The 16999-nt window shown below is 57.8% G+C and carries 13 protein-coding genes; 9 read left to right on the top strand and 4 right to left on the bottom strand.

The window, feature by feature from the left end; translation table 11 throughout:
• Positions 1-304 precede the first annotated feature (304 nt).
• The 4 genes from ACFE70_RS06975 to argB form a co-directional block, all read right to left on the bottom strand.
• Positions 305-2620: a B12-binding domain-containing radical SAM protein gene (locus ACFE70_RS06975; protein ID WP_375417006.1), complete on the bottom strand. Its 2316-nt coding sequence runs from the start codon at positions 2618-2620 to the stop codon at positions 305-307.
• Positions 2621-2676: 56 nt separating this feature from the next.
• Positions 2677-3990, bottom strand: a complete 1314-nt coding sequence (gene argH, locus ACFE70_RS06970) for an argininosuccinate lyase (protein WP_375417005.1) — start codon at positions 3988-3990, stop codon at positions 2677-2679.
• A gap of 161 nt (positions 3991-4151) precedes the next feature.
• Positions 4152-5225, bottom strand: coding sequence for a M20 family metallo-hydrolase (locus ACFE70_RS06965; protein ID WP_375417004.1), 1074 nt, complete (start codon positions 5223-5225; stop codon positions 4152-4154).
• Positions 5213-5998, bottom strand: coding sequence for an acetylglutamate kinase (gene argB, locus ACFE70_RS06960; protein WP_375417003.1), 786 nt, complete (start codon positions 5996-5998; stop codon positions 5213-5215). The genes ACFE70_RS06965 and argB overlap by 13 nt, the downstream gene beginning before the upstream one ends.
• A 438-nt stretch (positions 5999-6436) precedes the next feature.
• Between argB and ACFE70_RS06955 the strand changes: the two genes are divergently transcribed.
• The 9 genes from ACFE70_RS06955 to ACFE70_RS06915 all read left to right on the top strand — a co-directional run bounded on the left by ACFE70_RS06955 (position 6437) and on the right by ACFE70_RS06915 (position 16959).
• Positions 6437-7045 (top strand): GNAT family N-acetyltransferase, encoded by a 609-nt coding sequence (locus ACFE70_RS06955; RefSeq protein ID WP_375417002.1) that lies wholly within the window; start codon positions 6437-6439, stop codon positions 7043-7045.
• A gap of 5 nt (positions 7046-7050) precedes the next feature.
• Positions 7051-8241 (top strand): argininosuccinate synthase, encoded by a 1191-nt coding sequence (argG, locus tag ACFE70_RS06950; protein ID WP_375417001.1) that lies wholly within the window; start codon positions 7051-7053, stop codon positions 8239-8241.
• Positions 8231-9211, top strand: coding sequence for an N-acetyl-gamma-glutamyl-phosphate reductase (gene argC / locus ACFE70_RS06945; RefSeq protein WP_375417000.1), 981 nt, complete (start codon positions 8231-8233; stop codon positions 9209-9211). Before argG ends, argC begins: the two co-directional genes overlap by 11 nt.
• Positions 9212-9314: 103 nt before the next feature.
• A complete protein-coding gene (locus ACFE70_RS06940) occupies positions 9315-9698 on the top strand; it encodes a hypothetical protein (protein ID WP_375416999.1) in 384 nt (127 codons plus the stop codon).
• A 100-nt stretch (positions 9699-9798) separates the two neighbouring features.
• A complete protein-coding gene (locus ACFE70_RS06935; RefSeq protein ID WP_375416998.1) occupies positions 9799-10938 on the top strand; it encodes an aspartate aminotransferase family protein in 1140 nt (379 codons plus the stop codon).
• Entirely contained in the window at positions 10935-12026 is a 1092-nt protein-coding gene (carA, locus tag ACFE70_RS06930; RefSeq protein WP_375416997.1) for a glutamine-hydrolyzing carbamoyl-phosphate synthase small subunit, read from the top strand. The genes ACFE70_RS06935 and carA overlap by 4 nt, the downstream gene beginning before the upstream one ends.
• Before the next feature lie 176 nt (positions 12027-12202).
• Complete coding sequence (gene carB, locus ACFE70_RS06925; RefSeq protein ID WP_375416996.1) at positions 12203-15424, top strand: carbamoyl-phosphate synthase (glutamine-hydrolyzing) large subunit; 3222 nt, start codon at positions 12203-12205, stop codon at positions 15422-15424.
• Positions 15425-15606: 182 nt separating this feature from the next.
• Complete coding sequence (locus ACFE70_RS06920; RefSeq protein WP_375416995.1) at positions 15607-15930, top strand: hypothetical protein; 324 nt, start codon at positions 15607-15609, stop codon at positions 15928-15930.
• A gap of 84 nt (positions 15931-16014) precedes the next feature.
• Positions 16015-16959: an acetylornithine carbamoyltransferase gene (locus ACFE70_RS06915; protein WP_375416994.1), complete on the top strand. Its 945-nt coding sequence runs from the start codon at positions 16015-16017 to the stop codon at positions 16957-16959.
• The last annotated feature ends 40 nt before the right edge of the window (positions 16960-16999 follow it).

Raw genomic sequence — 16999 nt, 5'->3', positions numbered from 1 at the left:
GGGGTAGGGAATCCGGCGCCGCCAAGCGGCCCGACCGGTCTGACGGCTGCGCCAGGCCCAGGCGCGGGGCTCTGCCCCGTGCCTGATTGGTTTTCGGCCTCCGGCCGGGCCGCGCCGTTGGCGCCGTTCGGTCGTTGCCGCTCGTTACTGCTGCTGGCCTCATTCTGTCGTCGTTCTGCCAGCCAGAGGCCGGAAACCAGTTAGGCACGGGGCAGAGCCCCGCGCCAGACATGAGCCAGACATGACTATCGTTTGACGACTCGCTGACGGCACTGGCGTAAACCAGTCGGACCGCCACGCGGCGCTACACCAGTAGCAGGCCTTTTTCGCGCAGCAGCGCCCAGGCTGGGCCGCCCGCGAAGCTTTCCCAGGCTGCCGGGCCACCCGGAAACTCCCGCACCGCCTCTTTCAACAGCACTTTGGTATCGTAGTCCTGGCTGAGGCGAGTAAGCAGCACGTGCAGCCAGCGGCCGGCCACTTCGTCAATTTTGACTTCAAAGTCCTCGGCCTGCTCGTAGCAGGTGAGCACGGCGCGGCGGCTTTCCCTACCCCCCCCTTCCAGCCGAAGCGCCGGCGCGTTGCCCAGCCAGAACAGGCGCAGGTTCTGCTTCGCAAAATCCGGCTTGGCGGGCGCTTGCAATGCCTGTGCTATCAGCTGGCGCGGCACCGTGGTTTTGGGCGTTTTGAAGTCAAACCAAAAGCTCAGCGGCTCGGCCAGGTTCACGCCGTGGAGGTAGTTGTAGAGCGCCTTGGCCAGGCCGGGGCCGAAGGTCTCGTGGTCGGCGCCGGTGGGGTCGTCGTGCCAGAGGTCGTTCCAGGCGAAGTCGCCCGGCTCGGGGCCGATGGCCGCCACCTGATACCGGGCCGGGTTTTTCCCGACCGGCGAGTGGGCCGTCATCGAGAAGCGGTGCCAGTAGCCCGACTGCACCACGCCGGCCGCGAAGAGCTGCCGCACAACTTCCAGCGAGTCAACGGTTTCCTGCGCTGTCTGGGTCGGAAAGCCATACATCAGATAAGCGTGCACCATGATGCCGGCCTGCGTGAAGCCCTCGGCTACCCGCGCCACTTGGGCGATAGTGACGCCCTTCTCCATGAGTGCCAGCAGCCGGTCCGAGGCCACTTCCAGCCCGCCGCTGACCGCGATGCAGCCGCTGGCCGCCAGCAGCCGGCACAGGTCGGGCGAGAAGGTTTTCTCGAAGCGGATGTTGCCCCACCAGGTGATGCTGACCTGCCGTTTGAGCAACTCCACGGCTAAATCGCGCAGGGCCAGCGGCGGGGCGGCCTCATCGACGAAATGAAAGCCGGTCTGCCCGGTTTGCCGGATGATTTGCTCGATGCGGTCTACGAGCAGGGCGGCGGGCGCCGTTTCGTAGCGCCCGATGTAGTCCAGCGTCACGTCGCAGAACGAGCAGCGCTTCCAGTAGCAGCCGTGGGCCACGGTGAGCTTGTTCCAGCGCCCGTCGCTCCAGAGGCGGTGCATGGGATTCAGCACCTCAATGACGCTCAGGTATTTATCCAGCGGCAGGCCGCTGTAGTCGGGCGTGCCGACCTCCGGGTGCGGGATGTCGGGGTGGGGATGATTGAGGTACTCGACCTCGCCAAGCGAGTTGCGCCGGAAGGTGCGCTGTAATAATCGGTCGTCATGCTGAGCCCCGCGAAGCATCTTCTCGCCGCCGAACGACGCAATACCTGTTTGATTGCTGCTCGTTGAGGCGTGGTAGGATGCTTCGCGGGGCTCAGCATGACAGGATAAATATTCCAGCAGTCGCAGCCAGGGCCCCTCGCCGTCATCGAGCGTCAAATAATCGATGTAGTCAAAAAACCGCGGCTCCCGAATCTGGCGCAGCTCGGTGTTGGGGTAGCCGCCGCCCATCACCGTCACGACTGCCGGCCGCGCTTGCTTGATGCGCTGGGCCAGCCGCAAGGCGCCGTAGAGATTGCCGGGAAAGGGCACCGTGAAGCCGACGACATCAGGCTGCGTCTCGGCCAAAACCTGGTCCAGCAGCTCCAGCAGCATGGTATCGACCAGATTGGGCGCCGCCTGCAAGGCCTCGTGCAGCGGCTCGAAGCTCGTGGCCGACATCGCCAGGCTCTCAGCGTAGCGTGAGAAGCCAAACTGCGGGCCCACGGTTTCCTTGAGCAAATCGGCCAAATCTTCCAGGTAGAGCGTGGCCAGGTGCCGGGCCTGGTCGTGCAGGCCCATCGTGCCGAAGGCGGCTTCCAGGTCGCCCACATGGTCGAAGCGGGCGGCTTCGGGCAGGTAGCGGCCGTGGCAGATGCGCGCGGCCAGGGTCAGGTCCTTGTTCTGCAAAAAGCGGATGACCGGGGCGATGGTGCTTTCGTAGCGGCGGCGCAGGCGCAGCATCCGCGCCGCGTTGTCGCTCAGCTCAAAACCCTGGTTTTCAATCTTATCGAACACCTGACCCAGCCCTTCGGCCGAAAACAGCCGCAAGACCAGCAGCAGCCCCATATCCGCTTGCTCCACGGCATAGCCGCGGGCGCCCTGCAAAAACCCCTTGATGTAGGCCGTGGCCGGGTAGGGCGTGTTGAGCTGCGTGAGCGGGGGCGTGAGCAGCAGAATGCGAGGCGAGGCGGAAGGCACGGGGTTTAAACCCAGCACAGGGGGTAGGGGTTCAGTTCGGGGGTAAAGGCCGGCCGGCAATTCCTACCCCCCTCTTACTCCCTGAAGTGCCCGAACAACGGGCTGCGCTGTCGCCAGTCCTGCACTTTAGCGGCGATTTCGGCCAGACCGGGGTTGTGGATGCTGCCCAGGTGCGTAGTCTGAAACTGTCGGTGCGGCTGGTAGCTGCCATCCTCCACGGCCCGCCCGACTTGCTGGTAGGCATCCCGAAACGGCACGCCGGCCAGAATCAGCTGGTTGATGTTCTCGACCGAGAAAATCGGGTCGTATTTGCTCTGCTCGATAACACCGGCCTTCACCTGAATTTCGGGCAAGGCAAACAGGAGCAAATCAAGCAGATTGGCAAACTGCATCATCGGCCCGAACAATAGCTCTTTGAGCAGCTGAAAGTCGCGGTGGTAGCCACTGGGCAGGTTGCTCGTGGCTAGGATAATATCATTCGGCAGCGCTTGCAAACGGTTGGCGTGGGCCCGCACCAACTCAAACACATCGGGGTTTTTCTTGTGGGGCATGATGCTGGAGCCGGTCGTGAACTCCTGGGGCAGAGTCACGAACCCCAAATCCTGGCTGTTGTAGAGCACCAAATCATAGGCCAGCTTGCCCAGCGTACCGGCCGCGCCGGCCAGGGCGAAGGCGAGGGTTTTCTCGGTTTTGCCGCGCAGCATCTGCGCGCCCACGGCGCTCACCGCCACTTGGCCGAAGCCCAGTTCCTGCGTCGTCATGGCCCGGTCAATCGGGAAGCTGCTGCCGAAGCCCGCGCCCGAGCCCAGCGGGTTCTGGTCGGCCACGCGGTGCGCCGCCTCAAACAAGGCCAAATCCAGGAGCAAGTGCTCGGCATACGCCGAAAACCAGAGCCCGAAGCTGCTGGGCATGGCCGCCTGAAAATGGGTATAGCCGGGTAGCAAATCGGCCTGGTGCCGCTCGGCCTTGACCAGCAACACTTCGGCCAGCGCCAGCATCTTGGCGGCCATGCGCGCCGCGTAATCCTTGATAAAGAGCTGAATAGCCGTCAGTACCTGGTCGTTGCGCGAGCGGGCGGTGTGGATTTTCTTGCCCGCGTCGCCGAACTTCTCAGTCAGGTAAAACTCGATTTTGGAGTGCACGTCCTCAAACTCCGCCTCAATCTGAAACTCGCCCGCCGCGACTTGCGCCAGCAGCTCGTCCAGCCCCGTGAGCAATTGCGCCTGCTCTTCGGCGGAGATAAGGCCCACTTTTGCCAGCATGTTGGCCTGGGCCTTCGAGGCCACGAGGTCGAAATACGCCAGGTGCAGGTCTAATTCCTGGTCTTGACCGACAGTAAATTTCTCAATGGTTTCGTTAACGAAGAATCCTTTCTCCCAAATTTTCATGATACATATTCAAAATGTTGACACTCAAAATGTCGGTCATGCTGACGAAGGAAGCATCTTATCACGCCTTAACGAGCATTAATTGTTGATTACTGCATCATTCCAACGTGATAGGATGCTTCCTTCGTCAGCATGACCGGTGATTCTTAGTAGAAACATTACTAGCCAAAATTGCTCAGCAACTCCACATAATCTCGAATTCCTGCCCGTATCTCACTCACTAAAATATACTCATCCGGCGTATGCGAGCGGGCGCTTTCCCCCGGCCCCATTTTCAGCGTCTCAAACGGCATTACCGCTTGGTCTGATAAAGTTGGCGAGCCATAAATACGCTTGCCCATCCCTACCCCCTTGCGCACCAGCGGATGGTTTTCACTGATGCTGGATGAATTAAGATAGGTCGAGCGCGGTACAATCTCCGATTTTATATTAGCCTGAATAAGGTCAACTATCGCCTGGTTTTGATATAATTCATTCGTGCGCACGTCAATCACAAACTGGCAGCGGTCGGGCACCACATTATGCTGCTGACCCGCCGTGATTTGCGTGACCGTCATTTTCACCGGCCCCAGCAGCGGCGATACTTGCGGAAACTGGTACTGCCGCAGCCACTGAATGTCATCCAGCGCCTTATAAAGGGCGTTCTCGCCTTCGTCGCGGGCGGCGTGGCCGGTGCGGCCGTGGGCCGTGGCGTCGAGCACGAGCAGGCCTTTTTCGGCAATGGCCAGTTGCATTCCGGTCGGCTCGCCCACGATGCCGAGGTCGATTTTTCCCAGCGCCGACAGGATGCTGCGGATGCCATTAGCGCCCGAAATCTCCTCTTCTGCTGTAATGGCGCAAATTAAATTAAAGGCGCGCGGCTTATTTTGAAAATATAAGAACGTTGCTAGCAAGCTCACCGCAGCGGCGCCCGCGTCATTGCTGCCCAGACCAATCAATTTATCACCTTCCCGCGTGACCGCAAAAGGCGGATACGTCCAGCCCGCGCCGGGCTTCACCGTGTCGTGGTGCGAGTTGAGCAGCAGGGTCGGCTTTTGGGCGTCGAAGTGCGGCGCCACGGCCCAGACATTGTTTTGCCGCCGCTGCGTTCCTACCCCCCTCACCGCTAGAAACGCCTCAATCAGCGTGGCTGTGTCGGCTTCTTCGCGCGAAAATGAAGGCGTTTGGATAAGTTGGGTCAGCAGCTCCACGGCCTCGTCGCCAAGCTGAGCAAGCTCCCTGGTTAGCTCCGGCATAGCTCGGTTTTTAGTGGCCCGCTCAGGTGCAGCGCGTGTTCAATAATGACTTTTTCCACGCCGTAATTCAAAGCGTCAAACGCATTTTCCAATTTTGGCAACATGCCGGCGGCAATACTACCGCGCCGCTTTAATTCAGCATAATCGGCCGGCGTTATTTTGGAAATAACCGACTGCTCATCGTTGACATCGCGCAAAACGCCGTTTTTCTCGAAACAGAAATGCAGCTCCACCTCGTAATTAGTGCTCAAAGCCTTAGCCACTGACGCAGCGATGGTATCGGCGTTGGTATTTAACAATTGTCCTTGGCCGTCGTGATTAATCGGGCAGAATACGGGCGTCAGGCCCAGCTCCAGTAAACCCTGAATCAGGGGCGCGTTGATGCTGGCCTCGCTCAAATCGCCTACAAAACCGTAGTCTATATCCCGCACCGGCCGCTTCACGGCTTGAATAACGTTGCCATCGGCACCGCTGAGGCCCAGCGCGTTAATGCCAATATGTTGCAGCGCCGCCACGATTTGCTTGTTGGTTTTGCCGGCGTAAAACATGCTGACAATATCCAGCGTCGCGGCGTCAGTAATGCGTCGGCCATTGACCAGTTGGGGCGTCAGGCCCAGCTTTTCCAGCATCTGGCTGGCGCCTTTGCCGCCACCGTGCACCAGTATTTTCAGGCCGCTTATTTGCGAAAACTGCCGCAGGAATTCCTGTAAATCTGGCGCGTGGTCGATAATACCGCCGCCTATCTTGAACACGCTTACCTTCGGCTTCCTCATACTTTATAATAACGTTCGCTCAACTGCTGGCCCCGGCCGCGGCGGCGGCCGACTTGAAAAACCTGCAAGCAAAGGTTGCAGGCAAAAGTAGGGGCTTTTACCTTTGCCCGGAATTGAACCTGATGCGCCAAACACTCGTTAGCGCGTCCGAAACCTTTTTCTCCGCCATGTTCCGCCCGGTTTACTTGTCTGTACTGCGCTACCCCGCCCCCCGGCCGGGAGCTACGGACGCGTTTGAACCGCTTTGCGCGCTGGTGCGACGACCCTAGCGGCTGCCACAGCCGCCTGCTACGCCCCGCGACGCCGGGCCGCTGCCACTTTGCGAGTCGGGTTGCCCCCGCCCGCCTGCTTACCGACAGATTTTGGGCTTGACGAGAACGGCACAGTGGAAATGTGCTTCCGGGCAGCCGCACATCTATCCTAAGTTTTAAATCAAAAATGACAATTCGGGTTGCTACCGCCGCGGATGCACCGTATGCGGACCTTTTGTGCCAGTGGTACGTCGAGTCGGCCAAGCAGCGCGGCACCGGCATCGCCAAGCGCGAGCCGGCTTACGTAGCCCAGAAAATGGCTAACGGCGACGGCATCATCGCCTTCGTGGATGACGAGCTGGCAGGCTTCTGCTATATCGAAACCTTTGAGGATGACACGTTTGTGGTCAACTCCGGGCTCGTCGTCAATACCGCCATCCGCCAGCACGGCGTGGGGCGGGCCATCAAGCGGGCGGTATTCAAGCTCTCGCGCACCAAGTACCCGCAGGCCAAGATTTTCGGCATCACAACCAGCCTCGCGGTGATGAAAATCAACACCGAGCTGGGCTACAAGCCCGTCACGTTTTCGGAGCTGACGCACAGCGAAGATTTCTGGAAGGGCTGTCGCAGTTGCAAAAATTACGGCATCCTGATGGACAACGAGCGCAAAATGTGCCTCTGCACCGGCATGGTGTACGACGGCGCGCCGGTGCAAATTCAAATACCTGATTTCACGGCCGACGACGCCGAAACCGCCCTTCTCCCTACCCCCGTCCCGGCGCCCCAGCCCTCCTAGTTAGCATGAAGAAAAAAGTTATTCTAGCCTACAGCGGCGGCCTCGACACCTCATTTTGCGCCGTGTATCTGTCGCGCGAGTTGGGCCTGGAAGTCCACACGGTTATCGTCAATTCCGGCGGCTTCGCGGCTGAGGAGTTGGCCGCCATCGAAAAGCGGGCCTATGAGCTGGGCTCGGTGAAGCACGAGGTAATTGACGTCACGGAGCGGTTTTACCGCGACTGCCTGCGCTTTCTGCTCTTCGGCAACGTGCTCAAAAACGACACCTACCCGCTCTCGGTGAGCGCCGAGCGCATGTTTCAGTCGCTAGCCATTGCCGAGTATGCCCGCGCCAATCAGGCTGATTACATTGCCCACGGCAGCACCGGCGCGGGTAACGACCAGGTGCGCTTCGACGTGGCGTTCGCCGTCATCGCGCCCCAAACCGAGATTCTGACGCCCATCCGCGACCTTAAGCTCTCGCGCCAGGCCGAGATTGACTATTTGCAAAAGCAGGGCTTCGAGATGAGCTGGGAAAAGGCCCGCTATTCCATCAACAAGGGCATTTGGGGCACCAGCGTGGGCGGCGTCGAAACGCTGACGTCGCGCGAGGCGCTGCCCGAAACCGCCTACCCCTCGCAACTGCGCCAGACCGAGCCGCAGCGCGTGGAAATTACCTTTGAACGCGGGGAGCCCGTGGCGCTGAACGGCGAATCCCTACCCCCCATCGTGCTCATCCAACGTCTCAACGAGCTGGGCGCGGCCTACGCCATTGGGCGCGACACGCACGTGGGCGACACGATTCTGGGCATCAAGGGCCGCGTGGGTTTTGAGGCGCCCGCGCCGCTGATGCTCATCAAAGCGCACCACTTGCTGGAAAAGCACACCAGCACCCGCTGGCAGCTCTTGCATAAGGACTACATCGCCAACTGGTACGGCACGCTCTTGCACGAAGCGCAGTACCTTGACCCGGTGATGCGCGACATGGAAGCCTTTCTGGCCTCGTCGCAGCAGCACGTGTCGGGCACGGTGTTCGTGCAGCTCAAGCCCTATCAGTTCGAGCTGCTAGGTATCGAGTCGAGGTTTGATATGATGCAGTCGAAAGTGGCAACTTACGGCGAGGAAAACAATGCCTGGGACGCCCGCGACGCCAAAGGATTCATCAAGATTTTCGGCAATCAGCTGAAAATCAGCGCCAGCCTGCACGATGAAAATTAAGGTCGGCATCGTGGGCGGCGCGGGCTTCACGGCCGGCGAGCTGATTCGGCTGCTCCTGCCCCATCCGGCGGCGGAAATCACGGCCGTGGTGAGCAGCTCGAACGCGGGCGCGCCCGTGGCCTCGGTGCACGACGACTTGTTGGGCGACACCGACTTGCAATTTCAAAGCGAGTTGAGCGGCGATGAAAACGTGGTGTTCTTGTGCCTGGGTCACGGCAATTCCAAGACGTTTTTGGAGAGCACCAATCTGCCGCTGACTACCAATGTCATCGACTTAAGTAACGATTTTCGCCTAGCCGCTGACCGCGACTTTATAGGCCGCCAATTCATCTATGGGCTGCCCGAATGCAACCGCGAGCAGCTGCGCACGGCCAGCAGCATAGCTAATCCGGGCTGTTTTGCTACGGCTATTCAACTGGCGGTGCTGCCGTTGGCGCAGGCGGGTCTGCTCACGCAGGCCGTGCATGTGTCGGCCATCACCGGCTCGACCGGCGCCGGACGCGGACTCACCGACACGGGCAGCTTTTCCTGGCGCAATAACAACGTCTCCATCTACAAAGCCTTCACGCACCAGCACTTAGGCGAAATTGGCGAGACGCTAATTGGCTTGCAACCCGGTTTCGAGCAGCCTATTCACTTCATCCCCTACCGCGGCAATTTCACCCGCGGCATTTTCGCTTCGGTCTACACGACCTGCGAGCTACCGCTGGCCGAAGCTCAAGTGCAGTATCAGCAGTATTACCACGACGCGCCGTTTACGGTAGTTTCCGGTAAGGAAATTAACTTGAAGCAGGTTGTTAATACCAATAAATGCTTTTTGCACCTGCAAAAACACGGCGACCAGCTGCTGATTACGGCCGCGCTGGACAATTTAATTAAAGGCGCTTCGGGCCAGGCGGTGCAGAATATGAATCTGCTGTTTGGGTTGCCGGAAGCAACAGGCTTGGGGTTGAAAGCTTCGTTTTTCTGATTCAACGTTCTAGCGATGTGCCTCACCCCCCGGCCCCTCTCCGAAAAGGAGAGGGGAGACAAGTAGTGTTCATGACACAAGCCTTACATATGCAATCAATTATATGAAATACGTACTGCCCCTGCTGGTACTTATTATGCCAAGCATTGCACTGGCTCAGCAACAACGTGATGTTACGCCATTATCTAGTAAAGCAACATCGGTACAAATACTTGACGTGCAAAAAGCACTTCAAGGGAGTGCAAACCCTCGTGGTTTTACTTTGGCTAAGCCAGCTAATTTATATCGACACCTGGCAGATACAGTAAATAAAACACCTGCTTTGCGTTTGCATCCTGGTGATAATGTTATTATTCAAAAGCAATTTGGTCATTGGATTAAGGTTGTTCGTGGAAATGCTGCCGCTACTAATTTCACGAAAGACACTTCATCATATTATATTCCTGCATCTGCAAGAGAAGGTACAAGAACATTCATACTGCTGTAAAGCCCACAGGATTTAACTACCTACTCCGCCATAGCTCCCCCTCTCCTTTTCGGAGAGGGGGCCGGGGGGTGAGGCGCACCGCCAGAACAATCATAGAATTATGGAGCTTTTCAACGTTTACCCGCTCGTCAACATCACGCCCGTAAAGGCGCTGGGCGCCACGCTCTGGGACGAGCAGGGCCGCGACTACTTGGATTTTTACGGCGGGCACGCCGTGATTTCCATCGGCCACGCTCATCCGCACTACGTGCAGCGCCTGCAAGCGCAACTGGGGCAAATTAGCTTCTACTCTAACTCGGTGCAGATTCCGATTCAGGCGGAGCTGGCGCGCAAGCTGGGGCAGGTGTCGGGCTATGAGGACTACTCGCTGTTTCTGAGCAGCTCCGGCGCTGAGGCCAACGAAAACGCGCTCAAACTGGCGTCTTTTCACACCGGTAAAACCCGCGTTGTAGCGTTTAAAGGTGCTTTTCACGGCCGCACGTCGGGCGCGGTCGCCGTTACTGACAATCCTAAAATCGTGGCGCCCTTTAACGCCACCCATGCCGTGACCTTCGTGGATTACGACTTGCGGGCTGTGGCGCAGGTCCTGAAAGGCGGCGATGTCTGTGCCGTCATTATCGAGCCCATTCAGGGGGTAGGCGGCATTATCATGCCTTCCGATGACTTTCTGGCGGGGCTGGCGCTGGTCTGCGGCGCGCATGAGGTCGTGCTCATTGCCGACGAGGTGCAATGCGGCTACGGCCGCAGCGGCCGGTTTTTCGCGCATCAGCACAGCGGCATCCGGCCCGATATCATCACCACGGCCAAGGGTATGGGCAACGGCTTCCCCATCGGCGGCACGCTTATTTCGCCGAAGTTCAAAGCTTCGTTTGGCCTGCTCGGCACTACGTTTGGCGGCAACCATCTGGCCTGCGCGGCCGGCCTGGCCGTGTTGGAAGTCATTGAGCAAGAGAATCTGGTGACTCACGCCGCGGAGATGGGCGACTACCTGCGCGCCGAGCTGCTGGCCCACGGGCAGGCGCAGGAAGTGCGCGGCCGGGGGCTGATGGTCGGCCTGCGCTATGATTTTCCCATCAAGGAGTTGCGCGACAAGCTGCTCAGCGAGCACCGCATTTTTGTCGGCAATGCTTCCGACCCCAACGTGCTCCGGCTCCTACCCCCCCTCACGATTACCAAGGCCGAAATCGACCAGTTTCTCACCGCCCTCTATAGCCTCATCCCCATTTCCGAACCCGCATGAAGAGCGTAAAACTGGTGCTGGCCGACGGGACCGAAATCACCGGCAAATCCTTCGGCGCCTACACCTCGGCGGCCGGCGAAGTCGTGTTCAGCACGGCCATGACGGGCTACCCCGAAAACCTGACCGACCCGTCGTTTAAAGGCCAGATTCTGGTGCTGACCTACCCGCTGGTCGGCAACTACGGCGTGCCGCGCGAGCTGATTGAGCGCGAAATCTCTAACGTGCTGGAATCGGGCGCAGTGCACATTACGGGCCTTGTTATTTCGTATTATTCCGAGGAGTTTAACCATTGGAATGCGGATAAGAGCTTGGGCGAATGGCTGGCATCGCATAATATCCCCGGCATTTACGATGTCGATACCCGGTTGCTGACCAAGAAGTTGCGCGAAAGCGGCGCCATGCTGGGCAAAATCGTGACCGAGGAAGACATTCCGTTTCACGACCCCAACGAGGATAATTTGGTCAGCCAGGTGAGCGTGTCGGAGGTGACGCGCTACGGCAGCGGACAGCACAAAATCGTGCTCGTGGACTGCGGCGTGAAAAACAACATCATCCGCTGCCTGCTCGACCGCGACGTGGAGCTGATTCGGGTGCCTTGGAACTTTGATTTCAATACCATCGAGTACGATGGCCTGTTCTTCTCAAACGGACCCGGCGACCCCAAGACCTGCGCGGTTACCATCGAGCATTTGCGCACCGCGCTGGCCGGCGACAAGCCCATTTTCGGCATCTGCCTGGGCATTCAGCTCATGGGCCTGGCTTGCGGCGCCGATACCTACAAGCTCAAATACGGGCACCGCAGCCACAATCAGCCGGTGCGGCAGCTCGGCACCAATAAGTGTTACATCACCTCGCAAAATCACGGCTTCGCAGTTGATTTAGCCAAGCTGCCCGCAGGCTGGGAAGGCTTGTTCACGAACCTGAACGACGGCAGCTGCGAGGGCATCCGACACCAGACCAAGCCGTTTTTCGCCGTGCAGTTTCACCCCGAAGCCGCCGGCGGCCCCACGGACACGGAGTTTCTGTTTGATGAGTTTTTAGCGCTGGTTGAGCAATATAAATTAGCTAAAGTAGCGGCAGTTGTTTAATTACGGTCTGTTTCATCATTCAGCGCGCAGTAGAGACGTAATATTTTGCGTCTCGTCATTGAACGAAAACGTCAATAAGATATGATATTGGACGTTCAACGACGAGACGCAAAATATTGCGTCTCTACTGCGCACAGCGGCTTAAAACTAATTCTGCAAGCCTTTTAACATACTTAATGGACGACATTAAAAAAGTGCTGGTGCTAGGCTCCGGCGCGCTCAAAATTGGTGAAGCGGGGGAGTTTGACTATTCCGGTTCGCAGGCACTTAAGGCATTGAAGGAGGAAGGGATTCAAACCATTCTCATTAACCCCAATATTGCCACGGTGCAAACGTCGGACGACATTGCCGACGACGTGTATTTCCTGCCCGTCACGCCGTATTTCGTGGAGCAAGTCATTATTAAGGAAAAGCCAGACGGTATTCTGGTTGCTTTCGGCGGGCAAACGGCGTTGAATTGCGCGGTTGAGCTATTTCGCAACGGTATTTTTGAGAAACATAACGTCCGCGTATTGGGCACGCCGGTGCAGTCGATTATCGACACCGAGGACCGGGATATTTTCATCCAGAAGCTCGACCAGATTGGGGTGAAAACCGCCCGCAGCCGCGCCGTGAACAGCGTGGACGCGGCCGTGGCGGCGGGCACCGAAATCGGCTTTCCCATCATCGTGCGGGCGGCTTTCGCGCTCGGCGGCCTGGGCAGCGGCTTTGCCGATAACGAGGCTGAATTGCGCGAACTGGCCGAGCGGGCGCTGTCGTCGTCCGGGCAGATTCTGGTGGAGGAATCGCTGAAAGGATGGAAGGAAGTGGAGTACGAAGTGGTACGCGACCGTTTTGATAACTGCATTACGGTGTGCAACATGGAGAATTTCGACCCCATCGGCATTCATACCGGCGAGAGCATTGTGGTGGCGCCTTCGCAAACGCTTTCCAATAGCGAATACCACTTACTGCGCTCGATTGGGATTAAGACCATCCGGCACCTGGGCATCGTGGGCGAGTGTAATATTCAGTACGCGCTGGACCCGGTTTCCGAGGATTACCGCGTAATTGAAGTGAATGCGCGGCTCTCGCGCTCGTCGGCGCTGGCTTCTAAGGCGACGGGCTACCCGCTGGCGTTTGTGGCGGCGAAGCTAGCGCTGGGCTACGGCTTATTTGACATTAAAAACAGCGTTACGAAGACGACCTCGGCGTTTTTTGAGCCGGCGCTGGACTACGTGGTCGTGAAATTGCCGCGCTGGGACTTGGGCAAGTTCGACGGCGTGACGCGGCAGATTGGCTCCAGCATGAAGAGCGTGGGCGAAGTTATGGCCATTGGCCGCTCGTTCGAGGAAGCTATTCAGAAGGGCCTGCGGATGCTGGATACCGGCAAGCGCGGCTTCGTGGCCAACCCGGCGGGCGCCGTGACCGGCGACACCGCCACGCTGCTGAGCGACCCGAATGAGGAGCGGATTTTTGCTATTAACAAGGCGTATGAGGAAGGCTATTCGCCGGAGCAGGTATTTGAATTAACGCGCATTGATTTGTGGTTTTTGCAGCGGCTGTTCAGCATTTTCAAGCTCGGTGAGCAGCTTGCGCCACAGGGGGGGGGTAGGGAATTGGAGGCGGAGCTATTGGCGGATTGCAAGAAAGCAGGCTTTTCCGACCAGCAAATTGCGGTGAAGCTCTACGGCGAAGATGACTTAAAAGCCAACGAGCTGCGGGTGCGGGCGCGGCGCAAAGCCTTGGGCATCATTCCCGTGGTGAAGCAGATTGACACGCTGGCCGCCGAGTTTCCAGCGCAAACCAACTATCTGTATCTGAGCTACCACGGCACGGAAAACGACCTGGCGCCAGAGCCGGACAAGGCTGTGGCCGTGCTGGGCTCCGGCGTGTACCGCATCGGCAGCAGCGTGGAGTTTGACTGGTGCGGCGTGCAGGCGGTGCAGACCGTGGCGGCGACCGGCTACAAGTCGATTGTCATTAATTATAACCCCGAAACTGTCAGCACCGACTACGATATGAGCGACCGGCTCTATTTTGAGGAGCTGTCGTTTGAGCGGGTGATGGATATTCTGGATTTCGAGCAGCCGGAAGGCATTATTCTTTCCACGGGCGGGCAGATTCCGAACAACCTGGCCACGCGCCTGCACCAGCAGAACGTGCCGGTGCTGGGCACCTCACCGCTGCGCATTGACGAGGCCGAAAACCGCCATAAATTCTCGTCCATTATGGATGAATTGGACGTTTTGCAGCCCCGCTGGCAGGAATTGACAACGCTGGAAGGCGTGTTTGGCTTCGTGGAGACCGTGGGTTTTCCGGTGCTGATTCGGCCGTCCTACGTCTTGTCGGGCGCGGCGATGAACGTGGTTTCCAATAAAGAAGAGTTGGAAACGTTTCTGAAGTTAGCGAAGGAAGTAAGCGCGGAATATCCGGTGGTGGTATCCGAATTTATTGAGGAAGCCAAGGAAATTGAGCTGGACGCGGTAGCGAATAAGGGCGAAATTATTTCCTACGCTATTTCCGAGCACGTCGAGTTCGCGGGTGTGCACTCCGGCGACGCCACGATGTACTACCCCCCCCAAAAGGTGTACGTCGAGACGGTGCGACGCCTCAAGGCCATTGCCGAGAAAATCGCGCGGCGCTACCAAATCAGCGGGCCGTTCAACATCCAGTTTCTGGGCAAGGACAACGAGCTGAAGGTGATTGAGCTGAACCTGCGGGCCTCGCGCAGCTTCCCGTTCGTGTCGAAGGTGTCGGGCAACAACCTGGTGAAAAAGGCCACGCAGGTGCTGCTGGGTCAGGCGCCGGCTCGCGACGCAAGCGAGTTGGTGTACGACGCCAACTTCGTGGGCGTCAAGGCCTCGCAGTTCTCCTTCACCCGCCTGGCTGGCGCCGACCCAGTGCTGACCGTCGACATGGCCTCGACCGGCGAGGTCGGCTGCCTGGGCGACACGGCGGCTGAGGCGCTGCTCAAATCCATGCTCTCCGTTGGCTACCGGATTCCGCAGCACTCGGTGCTGATTTCAGGCGGGCCCATTGCCTCGAAAGTGGTCTTGCTGCCCGTGGCGCGGCTGCTGGCGCAGCGCGGCTTCACGCTCTACGCCACGGCCGGCACGCACCGCTTTTTCGCCGAAAACAACCTGCCCACGACCCTGCTCCACTGGCCCGATGAGGCGCAGTCGCCCAACGTTATTTCGTATTTGCAGGAGAAGAAGATTGAGCTAGTCGTCAATATTCCTAAGAACCTGACTAAAGGTGAATTAGATAACGACTATAAAATCCGGCGCACGGCAGTGGATTTCAGCATTCCGCTGCTGACGAATGCGCGACTGGCGAGTGCGTTTATCAATGCGTTTTGCACGCTGGAACTGGCGGATTTGAAGATTAAGAGCTGGAAGGAGTATCGGGCGATGTAATGCTAAAACAATAGTTTGATAATATTAACACATAAATAGTAATTCATTTCTTAAGCATCTATTTCGGACCTGTTTTTTCTGCAAAAGACAATTGCACCAAATATCACATTCTAAAGATGCGGCGTCTCCTAAACCTGGTATGGATAATTGGCACGAGCTTATTGTGCTGTTTTGTCCTAGCAATGCTTATTAGCATTGCTGTTTATGATATAAAGGTTCTGCTTTTGCTAGTGGGACTAACAGGTCTATTTTTTATCTGGGGCCGTATCAGTGACAGCTATGATAATAGACCCATTAAATCACAAAAACCTATTATAAAAAACACTTCTGGCAGTTCTAACGAGGTTTCTAATACTATAAAGTTAATTATTAGTGTTGCAGGTCTCATTATCATTGTTGCTCTAGCAGCTACTGCAATGCTTGTTGCTAGAGCACTACTATTTATAGCTGCACTAATAGGTGGAGTATTTGCGCTTGTTTTTGTTATCCGTAATTGGATGCGGTAGTCAGATACACATTTAGGAGGGGCCGGGCCAAAAGGCTCGGCCCCTTATTTTTTGGTGTGACATTCCTGAACAATCTTTTCAATCATGAAAAACTTCACCTCGTTCGCCGATGCGGGCGACTACCAGGCGCTGCTGAACAAGGCGCTGGAAATCAAGCAAAACCCGTTCGGCTACCAGCACATCGGACGCAACAAAACTGTGGGGCTGATATTTTTCAATCCCAGCTTGCGCACCCGGCTCAGCAGCGTCAAGGCGGCGTATAATCTGGGGGCGCAGGCCTGGGTGCTGAACGCGGGCGCCGACTCCTGGACGCTAGAAATGGCCGATGGCGCGGTGATGAACGGCTCGACGCAGGAGCACATTAAGGATGCCATTGCGGTGATGAGCCAGTATTGCGACGTGCTGGGCGTGCGCACGTTTCCTACCCTTACGGACCGGGACGAGGACTACGAGGAGCGGACGTTCAACAAGATTCTGCAATACGCCACGGTGCCGGTTATCAGCCTGGAAAGCGCCACGCGCCACCCGTTGCAGTCATTTGCCGACCTGATTACCGTGGCCGAGTTCAAGCGCACGGAGCGGGTGAAAGTGGTGCTGACCTGGGCGCCGCACGTGCGCGCGCTGCCGCAGTGCGTGCCTAACTCGTTCGCCGAGTGGTTTTCGGAGGTTGAGTGGGTTGATTTCGTCATCACGCACCCGGAAGGCTACGAGCTGGACGAGCGGTTTACCAAGGGCGCCCGCATTGAATACGACCAGCGTAAGGCGCTGGAGGGCGCTGATTTCGTGCAGGCCAAGAACTGGAGCAGCTTCCACGACTACGGGCAGGTGCTCGGCAACGACCCGGCCTGGATGCTCACGCCGGCCCATATGGCCTTGACGAATGATGCTAAATTTCTGCACTGCCTGCCGGTGCGGCGCAACGTGGAAGTATCCGACGCCGTGTTGGATGCGCCGGGCTCGCTCATTATTGAGGAAGCGGGTAACCGGGTTTTTTCGATGCAGACGGTGCTGCATGAGCTGCTGAAATAGGACATTGACAGACGGCATAAAATAAAAAGGCGGCTACCAG

The organism is uncultured Hymenobacter sp., from assembly GCF_964243305.1.
Lineage (GTDB): Bacteria > Bacteroidota > Bacteroidia > Cytophagales > Hymenobacteraceae > Hymenobacter.
This window is presented reverse-complemented; position numbering and strand designations above follow the sequence as displayed.

Bases quoted from the DNA above. Each gene is read 5' to 3' on its own strand.
- ACFE70_RS06935 (WP_375416998.1), top strand. From the start codon at position 9,799: ATGGAGCTTTTCAACGTTTACCCGCTCGTCAACATCACGCCCGTAAAG.
- ACFE70_RS06940 (WP_375416999.1), top strand. From the start codon at position 9,315: ATGAAATACGTACTGCCCCTGCTGGTACTTATTATGCCAAGCATTGCA.
- argH (WP_375417005.1), bottom strand. From the start codon at position 3,990: ATGAAAATTTGGGAGAAAGGATTCTTCGTTAACGAAACCATTGAGAAA.
- carA (WP_375416997.1), top strand. From the start codon at position 10,935: ATGAAGAGCGTAAAACTGGTGCTGGCCGACGGGACCGAAATCACCGGC.
- ACFE70_RS06955 (WP_375417002.1), top strand. From the start codon at position 6,437: ATGACAATTCGGGTTGCTACCGCCGCGGATGCACCGTATGCGGACCTT.
- ACFE70_RS06920 (WP_375416995.1), top strand. From the start codon at position 15,607: ATGCTTATTAGCATTGCTGTTTATGATATAAAGGTTCTGCTTTTGCTA.
- carB (WP_375416996.1), top strand. From the start codon at position 12,203: ATGGACGACATTAAAAAAGTGCTGGTGCTAGGCTCCGGCGCGCTCAAA.
- argG (WP_375417001.1), top strand. From the start codon at position 7,051: ATGAAGAAAAAAGTTATTCTAGCCTACAGCGGCGGCCTCGACACCTCA.
- argB (WP_375417003.1), bottom strand. From the start codon at position 5,998: ATGAGGAAGCCGAAGGTAAGCGTGTTCAAGATAGGCGGCGGTATTATC.
- ACFE70_RS06915 (WP_375416994.1), top strand. From the start codon at position 16,015: ATGAAAAACTTCACCTCGTTCGCCGATGCGGGCGACTACCAGGCGCTG.
- argC (WP_375417000.1), top strand. From the start codon at position 8,231: ATGAAAATTAAGGTCGGCATCGTGGGCGGCGCGGGCTTCACGGCCGGC.
- ACFE70_RS06965 (WP_375417004.1), bottom strand. From the start codon at position 5,225: ATGCCGGAGCTAACCAGGGAGCTTGCTCAGCTTGGCGACGAGGCCGTG.